The 20,080-nt window shown below is 62.4% G+C and carries 13 protein-coding genes and 1 riboswitch; of the genes, 3 read left to right on the top strand and 10 right to left on the bottom strand.

Features of this window, described 5'->3' with window-relative positions; all coding sequences use genetic code 11:
- Positions 1 to 23: 23 nt before the first annotated feature.
- The 4 genes from U5760_RS20635 to U5760_RS20620 form a co-directional block, all read right to left on the bottom strand.
- Entirely contained in the window at positions 24 to 1,532 is a 1,509-nt protein-coding gene (locus tag U5760_RS20635; protein ID WP_322014147.1) for a MutS-related protein, read from the bottom strand.
- Positions 1,529 to 3,118: a MutS-related protein gene (locus tag U5760_RS20630; protein ID WP_322014146.1), complete on the bottom strand. Its 1,590-nt coding sequence runs from the start codon at positions 3,116 to 3,118 to the stop codon at positions 1,529 to 1,531. Before U5760_RS20630 ends, U5760_RS20635 begins: the two co-directional genes overlap by 4 nt.
- Positions 3,119 to 3,229: 111 nt before the next feature.
- Positions 3,230 to 4,786, bottom strand: coding sequence for a MutS-related protein (locus tag U5760_RS20625; RefSeq protein WP_322014145.1), 1,557 nt, complete (start codon positions 4,784 to 4,786; stop codon positions 3,230 to 3,232).
- Entirely contained in the window at positions 4,783 to 6,357 is a 1,575-nt protein-coding gene (locus tag U5760_RS20620) for a MutS-related protein (protein ID WP_322014365.1), read from the bottom strand. Before U5760_RS20620 ends, U5760_RS20625 begins: the two co-directional genes overlap by 4 nt.
- A 129-nt stretch (positions 6,358 to 6,486) precedes the next feature.
- A riboswitch (Fluoride riboswitch) is annotated at positions 6,487 to 6,551 on the bottom strand.
- A 449-nt stretch (positions 6,552 to 7,000) separates the two neighbouring features.
- Between U5760_RS20620 and U5760_RS20615 the strand changes: the two genes are divergently transcribed.
- The gene (locus U5760_RS20615) at positions 7,001 to 7,588 is read left to right on the top strand and encodes a GNAT family N-acetyltransferase (protein WP_322014144.1); all 588 of its coding nucleotides are present in this window, start codon (positions 7,001 to 7,003) and stop codon (positions 7,586 to 7,588) included.
- Positions 7,589 to 7,715: 127 nt separating this feature from the next.
- Here the strand turns inward: U5760_RS20615 and U5760_RS20610 are convergent, their stop codons facing one another.
- Positions 7,716 to 8,687 carry a LysR family transcriptional regulator gene (locus U5760_RS20610; protein WP_322014143.1) on the bottom strand — a complete coding sequence of 324 codons (972 nt, stop codon included), beginning with the start codon at positions 8,685 to 8,687 and terminating at the stop codon, positions 7,716 to 7,718.
- Positions 8,688 to 8,810: 123 nt separating this feature from the next.
- On the opposite strand from U5760_RS20610, the gene U5760_RS20605 reads away from it, so the two are divergent.
- Both U5760_RS20605 and U5760_RS20600 read left to right on the top strand, forming a co-directional pair.
- On the top strand, positions 8,811 to 9,668 hold the full coding sequence (locus U5760_RS20605) for an oxidoreductase (protein WP_322014142.1): 858 nt from the start codon (positions 8,811 to 8,813) through the stop codon (positions 9,666 to 9,668).
- A gap of 87 nt (positions 9,669 to 9,755) precedes the next feature.
- Complete coding sequence (locus U5760_RS20600; RefSeq protein WP_322014141.1) at positions 9,756 to 11,609, top strand: M3 family metallopeptidase; 1,854 nt, start codon at positions 9,756 to 9,758, stop codon at positions 11,607 to 11,609.
- A gap of 248 nt (positions 11,610 to 11,857) precedes the next feature.
- Here the strand turns inward: U5760_RS20600 and U5760_RS20595 are convergent, their stop codons facing one another.
- From U5760_RS20595 to U5760_RS20575, 5 genes are all read right to left on the bottom strand, one after another.
- Entirely contained in the window at positions 11,858 to 13,594 is a 1,737-nt protein-coding gene (locus tag U5760_RS20595) for a cyclic peptide export ABC transporter (RefSeq protein WP_322014140.1), read from the bottom strand.
- A gap of 58 nt (positions 13,595 to 13,652) precedes the next feature.
- Complete coding sequence (locus U5760_RS20590; protein ID WP_322014139.1) at positions 13,653 to 14,450, bottom strand: ATP-binding cassette domain-containing protein; 798 nt, start codon at positions 14,448 to 14,450, stop codon at positions 13,653 to 13,655.
- 133 nt (positions 14,451 to 14,583) lie between these two features.
- Positions 14,584 to 16,590, bottom strand: a complete 2,007-nt coding sequence (gene fhuB / locus U5760_RS20585; protein WP_322014138.1) for a Fe(3+)-hydroxamate ABC transporter permease FhuB — start codon at positions 16,588 to 16,590, stop codon at positions 14,584 to 14,586.
- Between the two features lie 5 nt (positions 16,591 to 16,595).
- Complete coding sequence (locus U5760_RS20580) at positions 16,596 to 17,576, bottom strand: ABC transporter substrate-binding protein (protein ID WP_322014137.1); 981 nt, start codon at positions 17,574 to 17,576, stop codon at positions 16,596 to 16,598.
- Positions 17,566 to 20,016 (bottom strand): penicillin acylase family protein, encoded by a 2,451-nt coding sequence (locus U5760_RS20575; protein WP_322014136.1) that lies wholly within the window; start codon positions 20,014 to 20,016, stop codon positions 17,566 to 17,568. The genes U5760_RS20580 and U5760_RS20575 overlap by 11 nt, the downstream gene beginning before the upstream one ends.
- Between the last annotated feature and the right edge of the window lie 64 nt (positions 20,017 to 20,080).

Here is a 20,080-nt window from a genome sequence, read left to right as displayed (position 1 = left end):
ATTTCACCGTGTGCGCTGTATCGTCAAGGGTTGCACTGGTCGTCGGCTAACCCGAACACCTGCTCGTAAATATCCAGGCCAAAGCTCGTTGATTGCGGCAGCCCTTCGACCAACCTGAAAGCGTCATGCCCCTCCTCCTTGCGGTCGGCACGGAGAAAGAGGACGTCGTCTCGTCCAATGAAACCGCGTGCGAAGTCGTACATGTGCGAGACAAAGATGACCGTTACTCCTTCATCCAGGAGCGCACGTGTTACCTGGCGCGCGATTTCCGCGCCTTCCTGCTCATTGGTCGCGGCAAACGATTCATTGAAGAGCACCAGGGCGCCTCGCCGGATGTGATCCGCCATCGCCCCGAGGCGACGCAGTTCCTCGTCGAATTTGCCACTCTCCATCGAGCGATCTTCTTCGCGCTTGAAGTGGGTAAACAGGCCGGTGTGAAGCGACGACGAAAAGTGTTCCGCGGTAACGAACAGACCGGCGTGCAGCATCAATTCCGCCAGGCCGACGCTGCGCAGGAACGTCGATTTTCCTCCGCGATTCACGCCGGTTACGATCACGAGAGGCTTTCCCACTGCGCTCGCTTCGTTTCCCGTCGTCTCGCCCGCCGTCGTGAGCGAAAGGCACACGTCTTTGAGCCCCTTACACTGGAAACCGGGCTCGCCGGTCCGCACCACCGGCCAGCTCACACTCTCACCAATAGCGGCCAGCCGTTCATCGAGATTCAGGCCGGCAACGCAAAACGCGAGTTCTGTTCGCAGCGCCTTTAGAAAGCCCAGCACGTGATGGGCTGAGTTCCACAGGGCGCGGGATATCAGCCCGAGTCCTCGGTCCTGAAGCTCCCCAAAGGCTCTTGCACCCGAGAGATCGCGTGGATCCAGTCTGAACGTAAAGGTTCGTGAACCCGGCGTAACGAGTCGCAGAAGCACATTCAAGTCGCGTGACGTCGGAATCCGGAGTCGAATGTCCTGGGCCTTTCCAGCATTGCCCAGTCCTGCGCTAAGCAGAACACCCGCTCCGAAGCGCAGTCGGTCGAGGTCATGGGTTGCTGTGCGCAAATAGTCGTCGTCGAGATTCCGTTCGATGACATCGAACAGGTTCGTAAACCCCACAGACGAGAAATGTTCCGCATGGAGTCTGCAGTCGTTCCGGATGCGCTTCAGCAAGGCAAGACTGCTTCGAAGCGTCCGCACGGAACTGGAGACCATCGAGGACGTTTCACGCCCATAGAGCCCGAATTCCCAGCTCCGATTCCGGTCGAACGGTTCGCACGCGAGCCTATACAGCGCCCTGATGAATGCGCCATTTTTCACGCAGTCGCGCAGCACGTCCTGTCTGTGGGCGATGGTCAGTCGATCATTATCCCAGGCAACTGACAGGGCGGCCGAGAGCGTGTCATAAAGGAAACGATCACGACCGCATGCCGCATCCATCAGGATGTCCAGACCGAGATCCGTCGAAAAGCTCTCGAGTGTTTCCGATTGCGCGCTTCCCGGATCGAAATCGCGATGCGGATGTAAAAGAAGGACCCTCATGGCCGAATTCTTCTTCTCAGTTGTTCATACGTTACGCCGTGCTTCTCAGCCAGCGAAAGCGCGTATGCGAGACCATCGGCCAGTCGGCGCTCAATCCTGAACGTCCGCTTTGCGGGATCGTCGCTGCACACGGCAGTCACCATACTCACGATCTTCGGATCGAGATGGGTAAGCTGGTCGATAAAGGACACGCAAACGGCGAGAACATCCGCACGGAGCAGCTTTTTCAGCATTATTGAACTGAGCAGGATCTGGTCTTCGAGGCTCGTCGAACTGAATATCTCGTTCAGAATGACGATGCTTGTCGCTCTCATCGCACAACAGGTTCCCTTGAGCCGCACGAGTTCGTCCTCGAGCTTGCTGCGCAGGCGCGTTATATCTTCGGCACGCTCGAAATGGGTGTAGATCTGGTCCGCGAGAAAAAGCTGGGCGTGGAGACCGGGAACCGGACACCCAAGACCGGCAAGGAAATGCAGTTGCCCGAACATCCGCGCGAAAGTCGTCTTGCCGCCCTGATTCGGCCCGGAGACTAGCAGGATGCGCTCCTGGTCGCTCAGGAAAAAATTATTGGGCACGATACCCGCCTCTCTCGCTGCCAGTTTCGAGGCAAGCGCGAGATCAAAGGCGCCAGTGACGTCGACGTTCTTGCACGTGGAGGAAACAACCGGGTAGCAGAAAGGCAATCCGAACTTCTTGAGGGGGGCGATATATGTTAGATATGCCAGGAAAAAACCTAGCTCGCGTTCCAGCGTGGCAATCACTTCGTCAATGAACGTCTCATGGCGGTTGAGATAGTCATCAAGCGGCTGGAAGGATGCGGGAAACAGGTTCGCGACATACGACAGGATCACTTCCTCGATGTGGTTCAAGCCGTAGTCGTCGAAACGACGCCCCGGCATCTCCGGCGCCGCAAATTCGCGGAACCGCTCAAAACGCTCGTTCACGAGTTCCGCAAAGTTCCGCTCGCCCAGATAGCCACGGACCGTTACCTTGTCCCGCCGGAACAGCATGCCATACTGAATTGCCCCCAATCCTGCCTCGATTTCCTCCGTCTCGCGCTTCAAGGTGCCGAACCGGTTCGAGCCAAGGTATGCTGAAAGATAGTCGCTCAGACTGCGGAGTCCGACTGATTCGTGTCGAACAGACGCAAGGTCCCGCTGAAGTCTCACGACGGCCGAACAATATACGGCCCGGGCCTCGAGCCGCACCATCTGTTGATGCCGAAGAGAGGAAATCTTCGCCGCATACTCGATGTCCAGGCGAACCCGGCGCAAATCCTCGCTGAACGAGGTCATGAGCGCGAAGACGTCGGGCCGCTCTATATCCCGGAATATCGCAAGGCGATAGCGCACTACGTCCTCGTGGGCATATCGGCTGTAGAAGTACGGCCGTAATATCGCCTCGTCGCCCCGCGCCACGACGGCTGTAATGACCTGGTCGAGGTTCAGATCGTTGAAGCAGGCAGGCTGCTCGGACGTGTCATTCCGAATTGACTCAAGCCCCGCTGGAAACATCAGGCTGCGAAATGTCCCGGCACTGGTCGGCCGTGTTGTGCCAGCTGAAACGAGATAGGCTTCGGTCGCCATCGGGAGCACCTTCGCTATCGCAGACGGAGCGCGCGAGAACCCGGTCCCGGTACCCCAACCGGTTCAGCTCTGCCGCCGACCCCGTGTGCGCACTGCCGTCTCAATGGAGTTTCAGGTCTCGTCCACCCTGGAGAGCATTCCACTCTCGCCAGACAACGCCTCTCCCACAGGTTGCGCATCGCCGAAAATCTGCCGGTAGAGATCCTGACCGAAACTGGTTTGCAACGGTTCTGCCTCAACGAGCCTGAAAGTCCGTACGCCATCGTCCCGCCTTTCCGCGCGCAAAAACATCTTCGGGTGGGAGTCCTCCTCGTAGAGGCCATTCGCGAGCGTGAAAAGGTGCGTCACCAGAACAACCTTCACATGATGATCGAGCAACGCATCGACGATTTGACGACCGATCTGCGAACCCTCACGCTCGTTCGTCGATGCGAACGATTCGTTCGACAGAAAAAACCCGTTCTCGACCAGATGATCGACAACTTCGCTCATGCGCTTGAGCTCCTCGTCGAACTTTCCGCCATGCATGGTCGCGTCTTCCTCACGCTTGTAGTGCGTGAAGATCGCTTTGGCCAGATTCGCTTCGAACTCGCTGGCGCCGACGAACATGCCCGCCTGAAGGAGGATCTGGGCGATGCCGATGCTACGCAGGAACGTTGACTTTCCTCCCTGGTTCGCGCCGGTCACCACGATGAGATCCTTTCCGTTTGCATCCGCGTCGTTCGCGACAGGCGTCTGCTCCAGGCGCAAGGCGAGACTCACGTCGTAGAGCTGTCGATAGCGATGCTTGCGTTCCGCAACCGGGTACGGTACCGGAATGCAGACCGGCATTCCACGGCGCAGCAGTTCGTTACGCATATTCAGGCAGCCCAGATAAAAACCGAGTTCTGCCCGCAGCATGAAGAAGAAACTCTTGATATGGTCGGCCGACTGCGCCAGCGCGTTCGCCACATGATTGACACCACGTGCCTCGAGTTCACTCAACGCACGCGCGCCGTTCTCGTCTCTGTCCGGGATATGGAACGTGCGCGAAGGGGGGCCTTTAGCGAACAGACGCTTGAAAAAATTCGGGTCCTTCTCGTGAGGCTTGCGCAGAACGTACTGTTCGCCCTTGTTTCCGCGTCCGGTCTTCGCACTGATCAACACCCCATCGTTGAACCTGAGCTCCTTCAGACATCGCGTTATGGTGACGAAATAGTCGTCCGTCAGTTCCTCCCGGATCATGGCGTAAAAGCGCCGAAACCCGGGTGACTGGAACTGTCCGACATTGTCGTCAGCCACGCGGCGCAGCTTGCCAAGAACCCCCAGGAACGCTTGAACCAGGTCGCGAGCGCTGTGCAATACGCTACTTGGCGAAGCGGTAAGCCCCCAGTAAAAGCTCTTTCGCTCTACCTCGAGAGCCTCCACCGCAATCGCATACAATTGCCTCACGATTGGTTCGTGTTCGATACAGTCCTTGAGCACCGCCTGCCGGTAAAGTATGTCGTCAAGGTCGCTGAGACTAACGGGAACAACTTTCCTTACCGTGTTGTACAGATACTCATCACCTGCGGCCATCGCCCGATACAGAGTGTCGAGCTCCAGGTCCTGGTTCAACGTGCGTTCATTCCAGAATTCGTCGCGACGCCAGGGAAAATCACTCGCGCCATAGAGCAGGTAAGCTTTCATGATGCGAGGCGCTCCTTGATGCGTTCGTAAGTAAGACCGTATTGTTCAGCAACGGAAAGCGCATACGCGCGCCCATCCGCCGCACGCCTGCGGACACGGAAGGTACGAACCGACGGACTGTCAGGGTTGATCTCGCTCACCATGCTCACGGTCTGCGGTCCGAGTCGAGCAAGCTCCTCAATGAACGTCACACAGACGCAGAGCGCGTCCAGCTCCATGATCTCGCCGATAATCCGCCGACACAGGAACAGCGCGTCGGCGAGTGTCGTGGAACTGAATATCTCGTTCATCAGGATGACGCTGTTGGGGGTCGACGCCTGCAGGATTTCGTGCATGCGCATCAGATCGTCCTGAAGCTTGCCGCGCAAATCCAGGGTGTTTTCTTCGCGTTCGAAGTGAGCGAAAAGACGATCGTAGAGAAAGAGGTGCGCATTTCGCCCGGGAACCGGGCATCCCAACCGGCCAAGGAAATGAAGTTGCCCGACTGTTCTGGCAAAAGTTGTCTTTCCGCCGTTGTTGGGTCCCGACACGACAAATATGCGCTCACGGCCCTCAAGATGTAGGTCATTGCAGACTACGGCGACCTTGTCGGCGCACAACTTGTGGGCGAGCACCAGGTCGAAGGTGCCTTCGCATCGCACCGCCTTCGTCGTGCCCGACACGACCGGATAACTGAATGGAAGGCCCGCTTCGCGACACAGCTGGATGTAGTTGCGATATGCGATGTAAAACTCGATTTCCCGGTCGAACGCCGCAATCGTTGAATCGAGGAAATCGGCGTGACTGGAACGAAAAGCCTCCAGAAGCATGAATGGCTGCGGATTGAGGTCTGCAACACAGTCGAGTATCTGCGCCTCCACATGGTTCATTTCCGGCCAATCTTTCTGTTCGATACTATGGTCCTTCACTTCACCTTGTTTGAAACGCTCGAAGATGTCTAGCACGTAGGTGCCATAGTCCTCCTCGTCGGCGTAGTTCAGGACCGTAACGGCGGTTCCATTCAGGTGAATGCAGTATTGCACGCCTGAGAGGGCGGTTCGTACCGCCTCCAGATCGTTTCCCACCGTCACAAACGCCTCGGACTGCAGATAAGCCGTGAGCCACGAACCAAAGGCAGTTAAGCCTTTGGACTTCGGAGACGCTGCGTGCAGCGCATCGCAAAATACCTGCATGCCCCTGCAATAACGTGACGCTGCTTCCAGAAACCACCACTGTTTCTGCCGCTGGTAGTAGAGCTTCTGAGCTTCACCGAGAGCAGCACGCATTTTTCGCATCGCCAGGGCAAATGCCTGAATGGCGAGCAGCACGGCCTGGCTGTCGAGATCCTGGAAGACCTCGTGACGGTAGATCACCGCGCTTTCCCGGCTTAGCTCCGTACGAAAAAATGGCGTGAGATTGTATTCGTCAAAACCACGCGTGGCCTCGCTCACGAATTGGTCGAGATTGAGGTCGCCAAAGAACGCAGGCTGCTCCACCTCTCCCGAGGGCGGCCCGTCTTCGGGCGTTTCAAAGAGGATGCTGTGAAATTCCATCTTGTTCCCCTGTCCATCGCTCGCTTGCATGGCGAACACGCGCAAGTTCACCTCCAGCCAATTCAACTGGCCGGAACGGATTGCTGGAGAACCGGGAAACGCCGCTGTCACGGCGCAGACACAGAGGGGGCAACGCGCTTCACGCGCACGCCTACAGTGCCTCTTCCCAGGCCTGTAGGCATCATTAGCCCCGTAGGGCGGTTATGGGGAGGAATGCCATCTCCCTTGGGTAGTCTACGCTTACGCCATCTGCCTTACAAGTACGGTGAGTACCCAGCCCGGATCCGCAATCGTGGTTGTGACACCGCAATCGGCGGCAGTCAGTCACTTCTCTCCGGGAACACCGCAACTTTCAAACCCGCTGGGTCCTGTCTCTACGCGACAGCCCATCGGCACGCACATTGCTCCTGCCGTACAGTCCTTCTGCCGGCCGAAGGACTCAAAAACCATGAGTCCGTTCTTCTTAAGCTCGGGATTACTGTGACGCAGAACAACGTTGCCAGGGAGGCTGGTTGTGATCCGTCCGCGCTGAAGAAGTCTCGGTTCCCAGCTTTGATACGGGAGATTCAGGCCTACGTCGAACTCCACAAGTGTGGACACGCCTATGCGGATAAGCGTGTTTTCGTGAGATGGGTATAAACGTGGCTCTTGCCCGTCCCCCCGTATCCACGGCAATATTGGCGTGTCCATACTTGCACGTGAGCCGATAGCCGTGTCGCAGCCGTTACCTATTCAATTGCCCAACAACATCACACTGAGAAACTTTCGCGCGGAGGATTTGCCGCAGTACGAGACGCTCCGCAGCGACCCAAAATTCCAGCGCTTCTACAGCGAAGAGGATTGCGCACCCGGCAGGGCCAAAGAACTCCTCGACATGTTCATAGCCCAGAGCCGGGAAACTCCGCGCACGAAGTACCAGTTGGCAATCGTGTCGAATTCTGAGGCCTTGATGGGATCCTGCGGCATCCGAATCGAATCGCCAGGAAACGCATCCCTTGGCTGCGAATTAGGCCGGCATTGGCACGGCACAGGAACGGCGCGCCATGCCGGCGAAGCACTGCTGGCGTTTGGCTTTCTCGAACTGGGCGTTCAACGAATTTTTGCCGAAACCCTGGCGGCCAACAAAGCGGCCGTCAAGCTTTGCGAAGCCATTGGCATGCACATCGAGTCCGAACATGCCGACGATCGTCACTTCAAGGCCCGGGAGTGGACGACGACCGTGCTCGCCATTCATCGCGACGATTGGCAAACCCACCGTTACGGAAATTAACGACATTGGCACGGCAAACACCCATTAGTCGCGACTATAACGTCCAGTATCAAGATATGCGTAACCGGGATCAGCTAGTCGAGTTGATCTCCCCCAAACGCAACACACAACGCTCCTCACGTCGCGATCAACCACGCACCCTCGCGCCGCGCCCCCGTTTCCGGGGTTGCACCACCTGAAGCTCCGCCGGATCGAGAAAAAAATTCCTGTTATCGGCCACGCGCTCGATCATGAAGTCGATAAAGGTCCTGACACGCAGCGGCTGTTCAGTTCGGTGTCCGTAGTAGATATAAGCCGCCCCATATTCGGCAACATGCTGTGTCAGCAAAGGCACGAGCTTGCCGCTGCGGATGTGCGGCGTGGCATCGAAGCTGCCCAGTTGCCCGATGCCCAGGCCCGCCAGCACCGCATGCGCCTCCGCTTCCGTATCGTTTACGCAAAGAACGGCGGGCACGTCGCGATACACCGTCTCCTCGCCCACCCGGAACTGCCACTGCGCGAGCTTGCCGGTGTTGGCGCGCCGATAGCCGGTGCAGCGATGCTGGGCCAGTTCGTCGATGGTCTGCGGTGCGCCATGGCGCGCAATGTAGTCCTTCGACGCGCAGACGATCAACTGGATCGGCAACAGCCGGCGGGCAATCGAGCCCGCCGAAGGCGGCGGCCCCGCCCGGAATCCCACGTCCGCGCGGTCGGTCACGAGATCGGTGAAGCGGTCGTCGAACATCGCGTCGATCTGTACCTCCGGATAAAGCTGCTGGAACGCCTCGATATAAGGCCAGAGCACCTGAACGCCGAGCGAGCGCGGCGCGCTGATACGCAGCGGGCCGCCCACCTCCGCCTTCGAGCGCCGGACCTCGTCCAGCGCCGAAGCTAAAACGGCAAGCGCCGGCTTCACGCTGTCGAAAAGCCGCTGGCCTTCCTCGGTCAGGCTCAGCCTGCGGGTGGTCCGATGAAACAGCCGCACACCCAGTTCTTTCTCCAGCTGCATGACCGCATGGCTCGCGGCTTGCGGCGAGATGCCCTGATCGACCGCCGCGCGCCGCAGGCTCCCGAGTGCCGCCGCGCGCACGAAGATGGTGATTGCACGAGTTTCGTTCATGTCCGCCACCCGAATTCGCAAATTTTAGTTGATTATGAGTCTAGCAATTCGAGGCTAGTTCGTGTCAATCTCCGCCCCTATCATGGGCTCCATTGCATTCATCACCCACATGGGAGCGGCATCATGAGCGACTTCAAGCAGGGCAACTTCAAGCGCGTCTGGTTCATCACGGGCGCCTCGCGCGGTATCGGGGCATTGATCGCCGAGGCCGCGCTCGCGGACGGCAATGCAGTCGTCGCGGCCGGGCGTAACGTGGCGGCAATCGTCGAACGTCTTGGCCAGTCTGCCGCCCTGCTGCCGGTGGCGCTCGACGTGACCGACGAGGCCACCGCCGGAAAGGCCGTCCAGGCCGCGCTCGACAAGTTCGGCCGCATCGACGTGCTGGTCAACAACGCCGGCTTCGGCCTGCTGGGCGCCGTGGAAGAGTCCGCCGACAAGGACATCCGCCGCATGTACGACACGAATGTCTTCGGCTTGCTGAACGTCACGCGCGCGGTCCTGCCCACGATGCGGGCGAACCGCTCGGGCCATGTGATCAATATCTCCTCGATTGGCGGCTATCGCGCCGCAGCGGGATTCGGCGTGTACTCTTCGACGAAATTCGCTGTCGAGGGTATTACCGAAGCTCTGCATACCGAACTAAAACCGCTCGGCATTCATGCGACGGTGGTCGAACCCGGCTATTTCCGCACCGACTTTCTCGATGCGTCGTCGCTGGTCGTGGCGCCCGAGGTGATTGCCGACTACGACGAAACGTCGGGCGCGGTTCGCCGCAAAGCCGCGCAGCTCAATCACAACCAGCCCGGGGACCCGAAGAAGCTGGCGAGTGCAATGATCGCGCTCGTCGATGCGGCCACGCCGCCGCTGCGCCTTCCGCTCGGCACCGACACACTGGCTGCGATTGCCGCCAAGAATGCCTACGTCGCGCAGGAAACGGAAGCCTGGCACGCACTCTCCGCTTCCACCGATTTCCCGTCATGAGCGGCGACAGCAGGCCCGCGACTGCTGCAAGTCGACTGTAGGCCGGGCGCGATAGCATCGAGGGAGTGCACTGAACCCTCTCCATCGATGAACTTAGCCCGCGCCTTTTTCGACGAACTCAATCGCCAATATCTGGAACTGCTGCGGGCCGAAGGCGCGCTCTACTGGTCCACCCACACCGGCCAAAGCGACGCACACGACGCTTTGGCCGCCGCTTCGCTCAAGCGCAAGCTGTTCGCGGGGGATGCCTCGCGTCTGGCACAGGTGCACGAGCATCTTGCGAGGCTCGACGCTGCGGCGCCTTCCGCCGGGCGAGACGCCTTGATCGGCGGCTTGCGGGGCTGGGTCAAAACCCTCGAAGCCAATGCGACCGGAACCGCACACGCTGCAACGCTGCTGTCCGAGCTCATCGAGCGGGACGCGAAACTCTACGCGAACCGCCAGGCGTACAAGATGAGCCACGTCGGTGCCCATGGCCAGGTTGAAGAGGCCACGCCCGCGGCGTTGAGAAGTCACCTGGCCAACAACGCCGATGAATCGGCGCGCAAAAGCGCTCACGAAGCGCTGCATGGACTGGAACGCTGGGTGGCGAATAGCAGCTTTCTCGACATCGTCGGCAAGCGCAATGCCCTCGCGCGGGAGCTCGGATACCGCAACTTCTTCGAGTACCGGCTCAAGGCGAACAGCGGTATGACGCCCGAGCAACTCTTTGCGGTGTTCGACGCTTTCGAGCGCGAAACCCGCGACGTACACCGAAGATCGCTGAAGCGCCTCGTGCAGCGGCACGGCGATAGTGCACTGCTGCCGCACAACCTGGCGTACCGCATGCGAGGCGAGACTGCGCAGCAGGCCGACGCGTATTTCCCGTTGAGCAAAGCCGTAGAGCGCTGGGCCGAATCATTCCGGCGCATGGGCGTTTCGTATCGCGGCGCGCGGCTCGAAATCGATCTTCTCGACCGGCCCGGCAAATTCCCGACCGGCTTCTGTATCGCCCCCACGCCCGGTTATGACGACGACACCCGCGGCCCCGTTCCAGCAGACGTACGCTTCACCTCGACCGCCCGCCCACATCAGCCCGGGGCCGGTTTGCGGGGTCTCAATGTGCTGTTCCATGAAGCGGGGCACGCCGCACACTTCGCGAACGTGACGATGAATTCCCCGTGTTTCTCGCAGGCATTCCCGCCCAGCCCGCCGGCGTTGCTCGAAGCCCAGGCCAAGTTCTTCGACGCCCTGCCGTCCGATCCCTGCTGGCTCAAGCGCTATGCAAGCGATGCGCAAGGCAACCCCATGCCCGATGAATTGATCCGCGCGCAGGTGGACGCACGCCAGGCTTCGCTCGCCCATGCGGAACGCCGCGACCTGATTCCCACGTATTTCGAATGGGCGCTGTACAACATGGAAGACAGCGCGCGAACGGTCGATTCCGTGCTGGGTCTCGCAGAGTCGATAACGGAGCGCATTCTTGGCATTCCCGGGTACACCGACTATGTTCTTGCCATACCGCATCCGGTCTATCACGACATTGCCGTCTACTACCACGGCTATCTGCTGGCGAAGATGGCCGCCGCCCAAACCCGCGCGTACCTGACCCGGTCCCTCGGCTATATCGTCGATCATCCGGAAGTCGGGCGCCTGCTCGCCAGACACTATTGGGCGCCGGGTAATAGCGCCACACTGGATCAAACATTGATGTCGTTGACAGGCGAACCCTTGAACCCGGCTTATCTCGCAGCGGATTGCAATCGCTCGCCGGAAGAGGCCTGGAAGATGGCACTCGACGCAATCGACCGGAGCAATCGGGCTGAAGCGACCACCGCGCCGAATGAACTGAATGCCTCGATTACGATCGTTCACGGCGCGCAGCGGATTGCCGGCAACGACGAATCGCTACCGGCTCTCTACGCGACATTCGAGCGCTGGATAGAAGACTCGCTGGCTTGATCGCCTCTACAACTCATTGGCATGCGTAATCGCACGCGCACATTTCAAAGCCTGACCAGGATTTCGGCGGCAACGTAAACAGGCTGGCTTTCTTGATCGGATCGGCGCATGGCGTATGGACTCGGCTTCGTATTCAGTCAGTTTCCAGGATTAATGAAAATCTCACGCCAACGCGCCATGTTATCCAGGAGAGATTGGCCTTCCGATCCAGTGCCATAGCGCCGCCCCATACTCATACTGGATCGCGATCAGCTATCCTTTGTATCGCCCCCAAGAGCAAGCGCCTCCCTGGCCTTGTGCAGCGAGCGGTCCTCGTAGCGGAACGACGCACCGGCGGCCGTCTGAATGATCTTGCCGTTCTCGAGGCGCACGACCTTGTCGGCAACGTCGAAGTACCGGTCGTCATGCGACACGACGATCAGCGTCTTGCCCTGGCGCTTGAGCTCCGGCAGGAACTCGGTATAGAAAACGCGCCGGAAGGTCGGGTCCTGATCGGCCGCCCATTCGTCGAACATCATCACGGGACGCTGCTCGAGCATCGCGTGAATCAGCGCGAGACGCTTGCGCTGGCCCGTCGAGAGATCGACGGTCGAAAACGCGCCGTCCTGGATCTGCACTTTGTGCGCGATTTCAAGCTGCTTCAGGTAAGCCTCGGCGCGCGCGAGCAACGCGGGATCACGGACCACGAGATCGTCGAACAGGTGGTAATCGGAAAACACTGCCGAGAAGATCTGCCTGTACGCGTCCATCTGCTCATGCGTCACCGACTCCCCATTCAGGTAGAGCGCCCCGTGTTCGGCTGGATAGAGTCCGAGCAGCAGTTTGATGAGCGTCGTCTTGCCGCTGCCGTTCTCGCCGATCACGAACAGCGTCTCTCCGCGCTCGATCTTAAGATCGACCGGGCCCAGCTCGAACGGCGAATGCTCGCCGACCGACGGAAACGTCCACGTCGCGCCGCGCAACTCGATGCTGCGCAATTCCGGCAGCGGCCTCGCGGCGCTCGCGGCATCGAGCAGGCGCGTCTCGCGGTTCGTGAACTGCGCCGAGAGTTCCGCGATGCGCTGGAACGAAATCCGCGCCTGACTCAAGGCAGGCAGCGCGCTCGCGAGCGTCTCGACCGGCCCGCGGACATAAAGCAGCACGATCACGAAGCCGCTGACGACGCTCGCTTGCACGCCCAGCCGGGTCTGAAGCAGCAGGATCACGCCGATTGCGACGAAGAACAGCGTCATTCCCACGGCGCCCGACCCATAGAACAAGCGCATGGCGCGAATCTTCAGGTCTGCGATCTGATCGGCGGCGTTCGAAAGCAGCGTGTCGTACACGCGTAGCCGGCGGTCCTGATTGACGCGCAACTCCTTCGCCCCTTCGGTAATGGCGCGGTACTGTTTCTGCAAGTCGTCCTGCGCGACCCGCACGCCCTTGTAATAGCGGTTCCATTGCACCACCGTGTACTGGTTGATCAGCACGCCGACGACGATCGCGGCCGCCGCGATCACGAACAGGAGCGGCGACAGGAACAGCATATAGGCCACGCATCCCGCCGTAACGGCCAGCGCGACCGCATAGTTCGGGAAGTTGTACGTGAACGCGCTGACCGTTTCGACGTCGTTGTTCAAGGTCGAGATCAGACGATGGATGCGGTAGCGCTCGATGGCCGCGATCGGCGCGCACACGATTCTTGCCGAAATATCCTTGCGTAGCGCGGCAATGATTCTCTGCCCGATCACGCTGTTGCCGATGCCCGCGATCGCATTGCACAACAGCGTCACCGCGCACAGAGCGAGGAACTTGACGATCATGTCCGTGCTCACGCCGCCCGTGGCATGCAGCCCGTCGTTGATCGCCGCCAGCAGCCACGCCGTGCACAGACCGCCGACGATGCCCAGCACCGTTGCGAGCAGCATCATCGGCCAGAATGGGCCTAGCAGGCGGAGGATTTCTCTCGATCCCGCGGGGGACGGCGATGCCGGGTCCTGTTTCATCTGGTTTTCCTCGTTGATTCGCGAATCGACTGCTGTTTCGGCCTTGCGCCCCACGCCTCTAGCGGACGAAGCTCAATGGTTCGCCCGTATCCGGGTGCGCAATGACGCCCATCGAGACGCCATAGATTTCGTTGAGCTTCGCGGGCGTGACGATCTGTGCCGGCGAGCCCTGCGCAACCAGCCTGCCGCCGCGCAGTGCAACCAGTTCGTCGCAGTAGCGCGCGGCCATGTTGACGTCGTGAAGCACGACCACGACGCCCAGCCCGCGCTCCGTCGCGAGCCGGCGCACGAGCGAGAGCACCTCGACCTGGTGCGACACGTCCAGTGCCGAAATGGGTTCGTCGAGCAGCAGGCATTCGGCGTCCTGCGCGATCAGCATCGCGAGCCACACGCGCTGTCGTTCGCCGCCGGAAAGCGTCTCGACCTGCTGGTCGGCGAACGGGATCACGTCGGTCGATGCCATCGCGTCGTCGATCTTGCGCCAGTCGTCCGGACCGAAGCGGCCGAGCGCACCGCGCCAGGGATATCGGCCGAACGCGACCAGTTCCCTCACCAGCAAGCCGGCTGCGGATGGCGGTGTCTGCGGCAGATACGCGAGCTTGCGCGCGAACTCGCGGGTCGGCCAGCCTGCGAGCGGCCGCCGTCCGAACTCCAGCGTTCCATGGGTCGCGTGGAGTTGCCTTGCCAGCAGCTTGATCAGCGTCGACTTGCCCGAGCCGTTGTGGCCGATCAGGCCCGTCACCCGGCGCGCGTAGAGCGACAGCGAGACGTCGTCGAGCAGCATCCGTCCCGGCACCGCAAAGCCGACATGCCGTAGTTCGAAGAGCGACGCGGCCTCGGCCGGGGTCTTCTGCATGGGCAGATCCGGCAGCAAGCAAACGACATTGGCCTGAGACTTCATGTGCGCTCCCAGGCTGAGCCAACATAGTTGGCATAACGTACGATGTACTTTTCGGCGCAACACGACCGGCGCACGAACGAATAATTTTTCATCGATTCTGCTTCCACATCAGCAACAGGAAATACGGGCCGCCGACGAACATCACGAGCAACCCGGCCGGCACCTGGTTCGGGAACAGCGCGTTGCGGCCCAGCCAATCCGCGACGACCAGCAATACCGAACCAGCGCAGGCGGCCATCAGCGCCTGCATCGCCGCGTGCCGGAATCCGAGCAGCCGCGCGAGGTGCGGCGCCATCAAACCCACGAACGACACCGGGCCCACGATGACGGTCGCCGCGCCGGTCGTCAGCGCGCACAGGCCGAGCATCACGAGCCGGTAGCGCCGCACGGCGACGCCGACCGAGCGTGCCGCCGGCTCGCCCAGCGCGAGAATCTCGAAGGGCCGCGCAATCAACGGCAGCAACGCAGCGGCCGCGATCAGCAAGCCCACGGCCAGGGCCGCCGCGTGCATCTGCACCCGATACGTCGAGCCGGACATCCATGCCGATAGAAACGACATCCGCGGATCGCCGCTGGCCATCAGCAAGGCCACCAGGCTGCTGAGCACCGTGGTGATCGCGATCCCGGTCAGGATCAGGCGCTCCGCCGAATACGTGCGCCGCATCGCCATCGCGAACACCGAAGCCGTCGCGATCAGCGCGCCCAGCGCGCCTGCCAGCATCTGCATGCCCGACGCGGCACCCGGCAGCGCGAACATCAGCACGATCATAGCGAGCGACGCGCCCGACGATACGCCGAGCACTTCCGGGCTCGCCATCGCGTTGCCGGTCATGCGCTGCATCAGCACCCCGGCGATGCCCAGCAGCCCGCCGGCCGCCGCCGCGCCGCCGATACGCGGCGCGCGCAGCGGCAGCATGGCCGCGACATGGTCCCATGCGCCCCAGTTCCACCCGGCCAGTTCCCGGTTGAACGCCGCGGCAACCACGACGCAGGCGAGAAGAACGAGTACGCCGCCCACGCCCCACTCGGCACGCTGCCGCCGGTCGGCAGCCGAGGCCGGCAGATCGCGCGAGGACGACACCGGCGGCGGATCCCGTAGATAGCGCATCATCCACAGCAACAGCGGCGCACCGACCAGCGCGGTCACGGAACCGGTCGGCACTTCCGCACCGGGTTGCCCGAGCGCCTGAACGCAGCCGTCCGCGAGCCAAAGGAGGCAAGCCGATATCGCGGGCGCCCACACCAGCCTCTGCGCGAGCGTGCGCGCGCCGCTGAAGCGCGCGACCCACGGCCCCACGAGTCCGACGAAGCCGATCACGCCCACCGCGCTGACGACCGCACCGGCCAGCGCCGCCGCGACCACGAGCGCCGCCGCGCGAATCCCGCCCGGCGGCATCCCGACGCTGCGCGCGCTTTCGTCGCCGAGCTCGAGCACGGCCATCGGCCGCGCCATCAGCGCAACGACGACGAGGCCGGCTACCGCTTCGAGCGCCAGATGCGTCGCGACCGACCAGCCGCTCTGGTACAGGCTGCCCGTCTGCCATACGAAAACCGACACGAGGCTCTCGCCGAAAAAGAGCATCAGCACCGACGTAGCAGCACCCGCGGTGAGCGTGACCAACAGCCCGCCGAGAATGACACCCACTGGCGAAAATGCCCGGCGCCACGAAACGGCCATCACGATGCCCAGCGCAATCATCCCGCCCGCCAGCGCAACCGCCTCGCGCCCGTACACGAGCAGCGACGGAAACCACAACGACACGACGGCAAGCGAAAGACTGGCGCCGGCCGAAACGCCGAGCGTGGTCGGGTCCGCCAGCGGATTGCGCAGCACCTGCTGGAGCACGACGCCGGCCACGCCGAGCATCGCGCCGGCCAGCAGGCTGACCACACAGCGCGGCAAATACACATACTGCGCCATCAGGAGACGCAGATCGTCGGTATGCGCGCCGCCCAGCAAATTCGCCCACTGCGCGAACGGCACATAGCGCGAGAGACAGACCGCGCCGATCCCGGCCGCGAGCAAACCGAGCACGCCGGCCGTCCAGGACGGATGCAGGCTCAGGCCGCCGGTGCGCCTGAGCGATGTCGTCATGCCGTTCATCCGCGCCCCCTTGCGATCACGGCGGCCCGGAAACTGTCCGCGAACTGGATCGCCGTCGGCAGCGCGCCGAGCGGATCGAACGGCGCAATCGGATAGACACGCCGCTCCCGCACCATCGGCAGGCTGTTCCAGACGCGGCTCTGCGCGAGTTGCACGAGTGCCGCCTTCGCCTCGTCTCCGTAGTCGATATAGAAGATGTCCGCGTCCGGCGCGCCCGCCAGCTGATCGATGCCGACCTGCACGCAGCCATAGGTGTTGGTGGCGCCCGTCCACGCGTTGTCGAAGCCGACGCGCTGCATCACGTCCCACGTCACGCAATTCTTTGCGTACAGGAACACGCTTTGTCCGGAGGGGTCGAGCTGGGCGATGAACGCCGGCCGCCGTGCATAGGCGCGCATCTCGTCACGCAGCGCGGCAAGCCGGCTGTCCAGCGCGCCGCGATAGCGCCGCGCCGCGTCTTCGCGGCCGATGCTGTGCGCGAGCCGGAACATCTCGGCACTGGAGCGCTCGATAAAGTCCGGATGGCCTTCGCCCGAATAGATTTCCATCACGAAGATCGGCGCCACGCGCTGGAGCACGTCTTTCAGGTTCAGGCTCATTGCCTCGATCACGATCAGGTCGACCTGCAACTCGCGCATGACTTCGAGGTTCGGTTCGAACCAGTAGCCGATGTCGGCCACCGTCTCCGGCAAGACAGGCGTGCCGCCCATCGCCGTGTAGATCGAACGCGCCCCCGCGGCGACGGGCGCGACGCCGAGCGCGAGCAACGTTTCGGTGCCGACGCGGTCGGGCGTGGCGATGCGATAGCCTGCAGCGCGGGCGCCGGAGCGCGACGTAGACACCGCCGCCGGAACCGCGGCGAGCACACCGGGCGCGACCACCGAGAGCACGGACGCGGCGAGCAGCCGGCGCCGCTTGACGTCGATGAGCTGGCGATTGGCCGTTGCCATGCCGTCAAGATCCCCGCTACTCGCCATGGGCCGCATCCAGTACCTGCACGGAGAGTTCCGGATCGGCCAGAATCTCCGGCTCGCGAAACGGAAAACGCAGCCAGGTCTTCGAGGCATAGCGTTGGGTCCCGGCACCCGAGTCGGTCCGGCTCGCGTCGTCCGACTCCGAGGTCGCCAGCATCGTATGCGCCTCGACGCCTTGCGCGTCGAAGGTCACTGTCTGTAGATAAGTACTGCCAATCAGATTCTCACCATCCGGGCGCGCGACACCATTGGGCTCCGGATACGCGCAGGCGACCGTAAAGTAGCCCTCCTCTCCGCAGCCGCCGTAAAGGCTGACCGCGCGAGCGTTGGCATGCACGGTCAGCGCGTCGCCCACCGTCGAATCGAGCGGCACGTGCTGCCGGTTCATCGCCAGTATCGCGGCGCCCAATGCCTCGCCCACCTCGGGGTTCGCCACGTCGAGTTGCCGCGGCGTATGCAGCGGGTCGGCCGGATCGAACGGCACGCGATAGCGCCGCGCCGGCTCGACTCGTTCCGCGCGCGCCCAGAACTGGCTCCAGAGACGCGCGCCGCGGGCGTTCGTGTCGCCCGTATCGTTCCATGCGCGCAGAACCCCGCAGGCCGGGCCGACATCGACGGTACGCGGCGGCGAAAACGCTTCGTGAGTCAGTGCATCGTTGGCGACATCGACGCTTCCCTTCTCGCACAGGCTATCGAGCAGGTCGCCCTTGAACAGCGCCGCAGACAATACACGGCTGTCGAGCACCACGCGCCGCACCGTCTCCGGCGTCTCTGCGCCATTTCCGTTGCGCGCGTCTGCCAGCACCTGCCCGGCCAGCTGGTGGCCGAGGCGGGCCCGCAGTCCAATGTCTTCTGGCACGGCGCCGAAGATCCGCGCATAACCGGTCAGCGGCGCGAGCGGGTTCGCAAGCCAGTAGCTGTTGTTCATGTTCGCGACGTAGTCGGTTCGCAGCAGATGAGGCATCGACGAGGCCGGCATCGCGCCGGGCTGTGCCGAACCGGGCTCGGTAACCCAGTCACACGAGGAACGCGAACCGTCGAGGAACGGCACGCCAGGCGCGCCCTGGTCGAACGCCTTGCCGAGCGCAGTCGTGCACCGCGCGGCCAGTGAATCGGGCACATTGGGCACCGCGCCGATATCCGCGTACCAGGCCCTCGGGTCGTTGCGTGCCACCGCGAGCGTGTTGACCCAGGGCACGGCAGCCAGCGTGGTTTGCACGCGGATGAATTCGTCCAGCGAGCGCGCCTCGCCCCATTGAAGGAAATTCGCGAACACGCGGAAGTTGTCGGCGTTGATGTCGCGCAGCGCAAAGGCATGCGCGGCGTCCCACCGCAGGGCGGGCGACATCGACCCCAGATTGACAAGCGGCCCGAAGCGCGTGGTGTACAGCGTGCGAGTGCGCGTCCCGGTCCGGCCGTCCGCTTCGAGCACCGGCACGTCGATCCGGACCGGAGTCATCGGAACGGGCTTGCCGTCGTAGAGATACGTCGTCGGCTGGCCGGGCACGAGCGCCAGCTGGAAGATGCCGAAACGCCGCGCCGTCGAGACGGTATGGGTCCACGCGACCGAATCGTTGAAGCCGATCATCACGACCGGCACGCCGAGAAACGACGCACCGCTCACGTCGAGCTTGCCGGGAATGGTAAGTTGTGCCTGGTAGAAGCGGTCAGGGCCTCTCCAGAACCAGTGAGGATTGCCGAATAGCAACGGCTGGTTCGAATCGGTGGCGTCACCGCCGAACGCGATCGCGTTGCTGCCGAGACCTTCGTGGCCGCCGGCCTGGAACCAGCGCTGCGCGACGCCTTCGGTGGTCGCGGCCAGCGTACTGGCGAGCTGGCGACGCTGAGGGTTGCGGCCCGTGCCGTCGTCGCCAGGAGCGAGACCGATGGGCAACTGGGCTTGGGCCGGCGGCTGCGCGGTCGCGATGCCTTCGACGAAGTGCGCCGCGCCGCCCGCAAGATTGGCGGCGTAGAGGCGGCGATAAATGTCGTTCTCGGTGATGTCCGTCACCCACGGCTGAGCACGGCAGGCAGCGGACTGCCCGGGCCAGTCGCCCGCGCGCAGTTCGCGGACGTAGCGGTTGTATCCGCTCGCGAAGCCCTTCACGAGCGCGCGCAACTGAGGCGGCTGCGCCGCGCGATAACGCTCGACCACGGCATCGTTGTCGAGCAACCGGAAAAAGAAGTCCGAATCGATGTTCTTCGGCTGGCCCACGGTGGACAAACCGTTCAGGCGTGCGTCCGGACCGAAGTAGCGCGAACGCTCGCCGCGCCAGGTGAGGAAGGCGTCGGCCATCGTGCAAAGGTCGTCCGTGGCCTCCGCATAACCATATCCGTAACCGAGGCTTGCCCAGTCACCGGCTTTGATATGCGGAATGCCTCCGGCAGTTCGCCGGATCTCGACGTGCATCGGCCCCGTCGAGCCGATGCCGGCTTCGTCCATGTGCATTCCGTCCGTCGTACAACCGATCGCCGATGCTGCGACAAGCGCGGACACCGCTGCATTG

This window comes from Paraburkholderia sp. J12, from assembly GCF_905220215.1.
In the GTDB taxonomy this organism is placed as follows: Bacteria; Pseudomonadota; Gammaproteobacteria; order Burkholderiales; family Burkholderiaceae; genus Paraburkholderia.
This window is presented reverse-complemented; position numbering and strand designations above follow the sequence as displayed.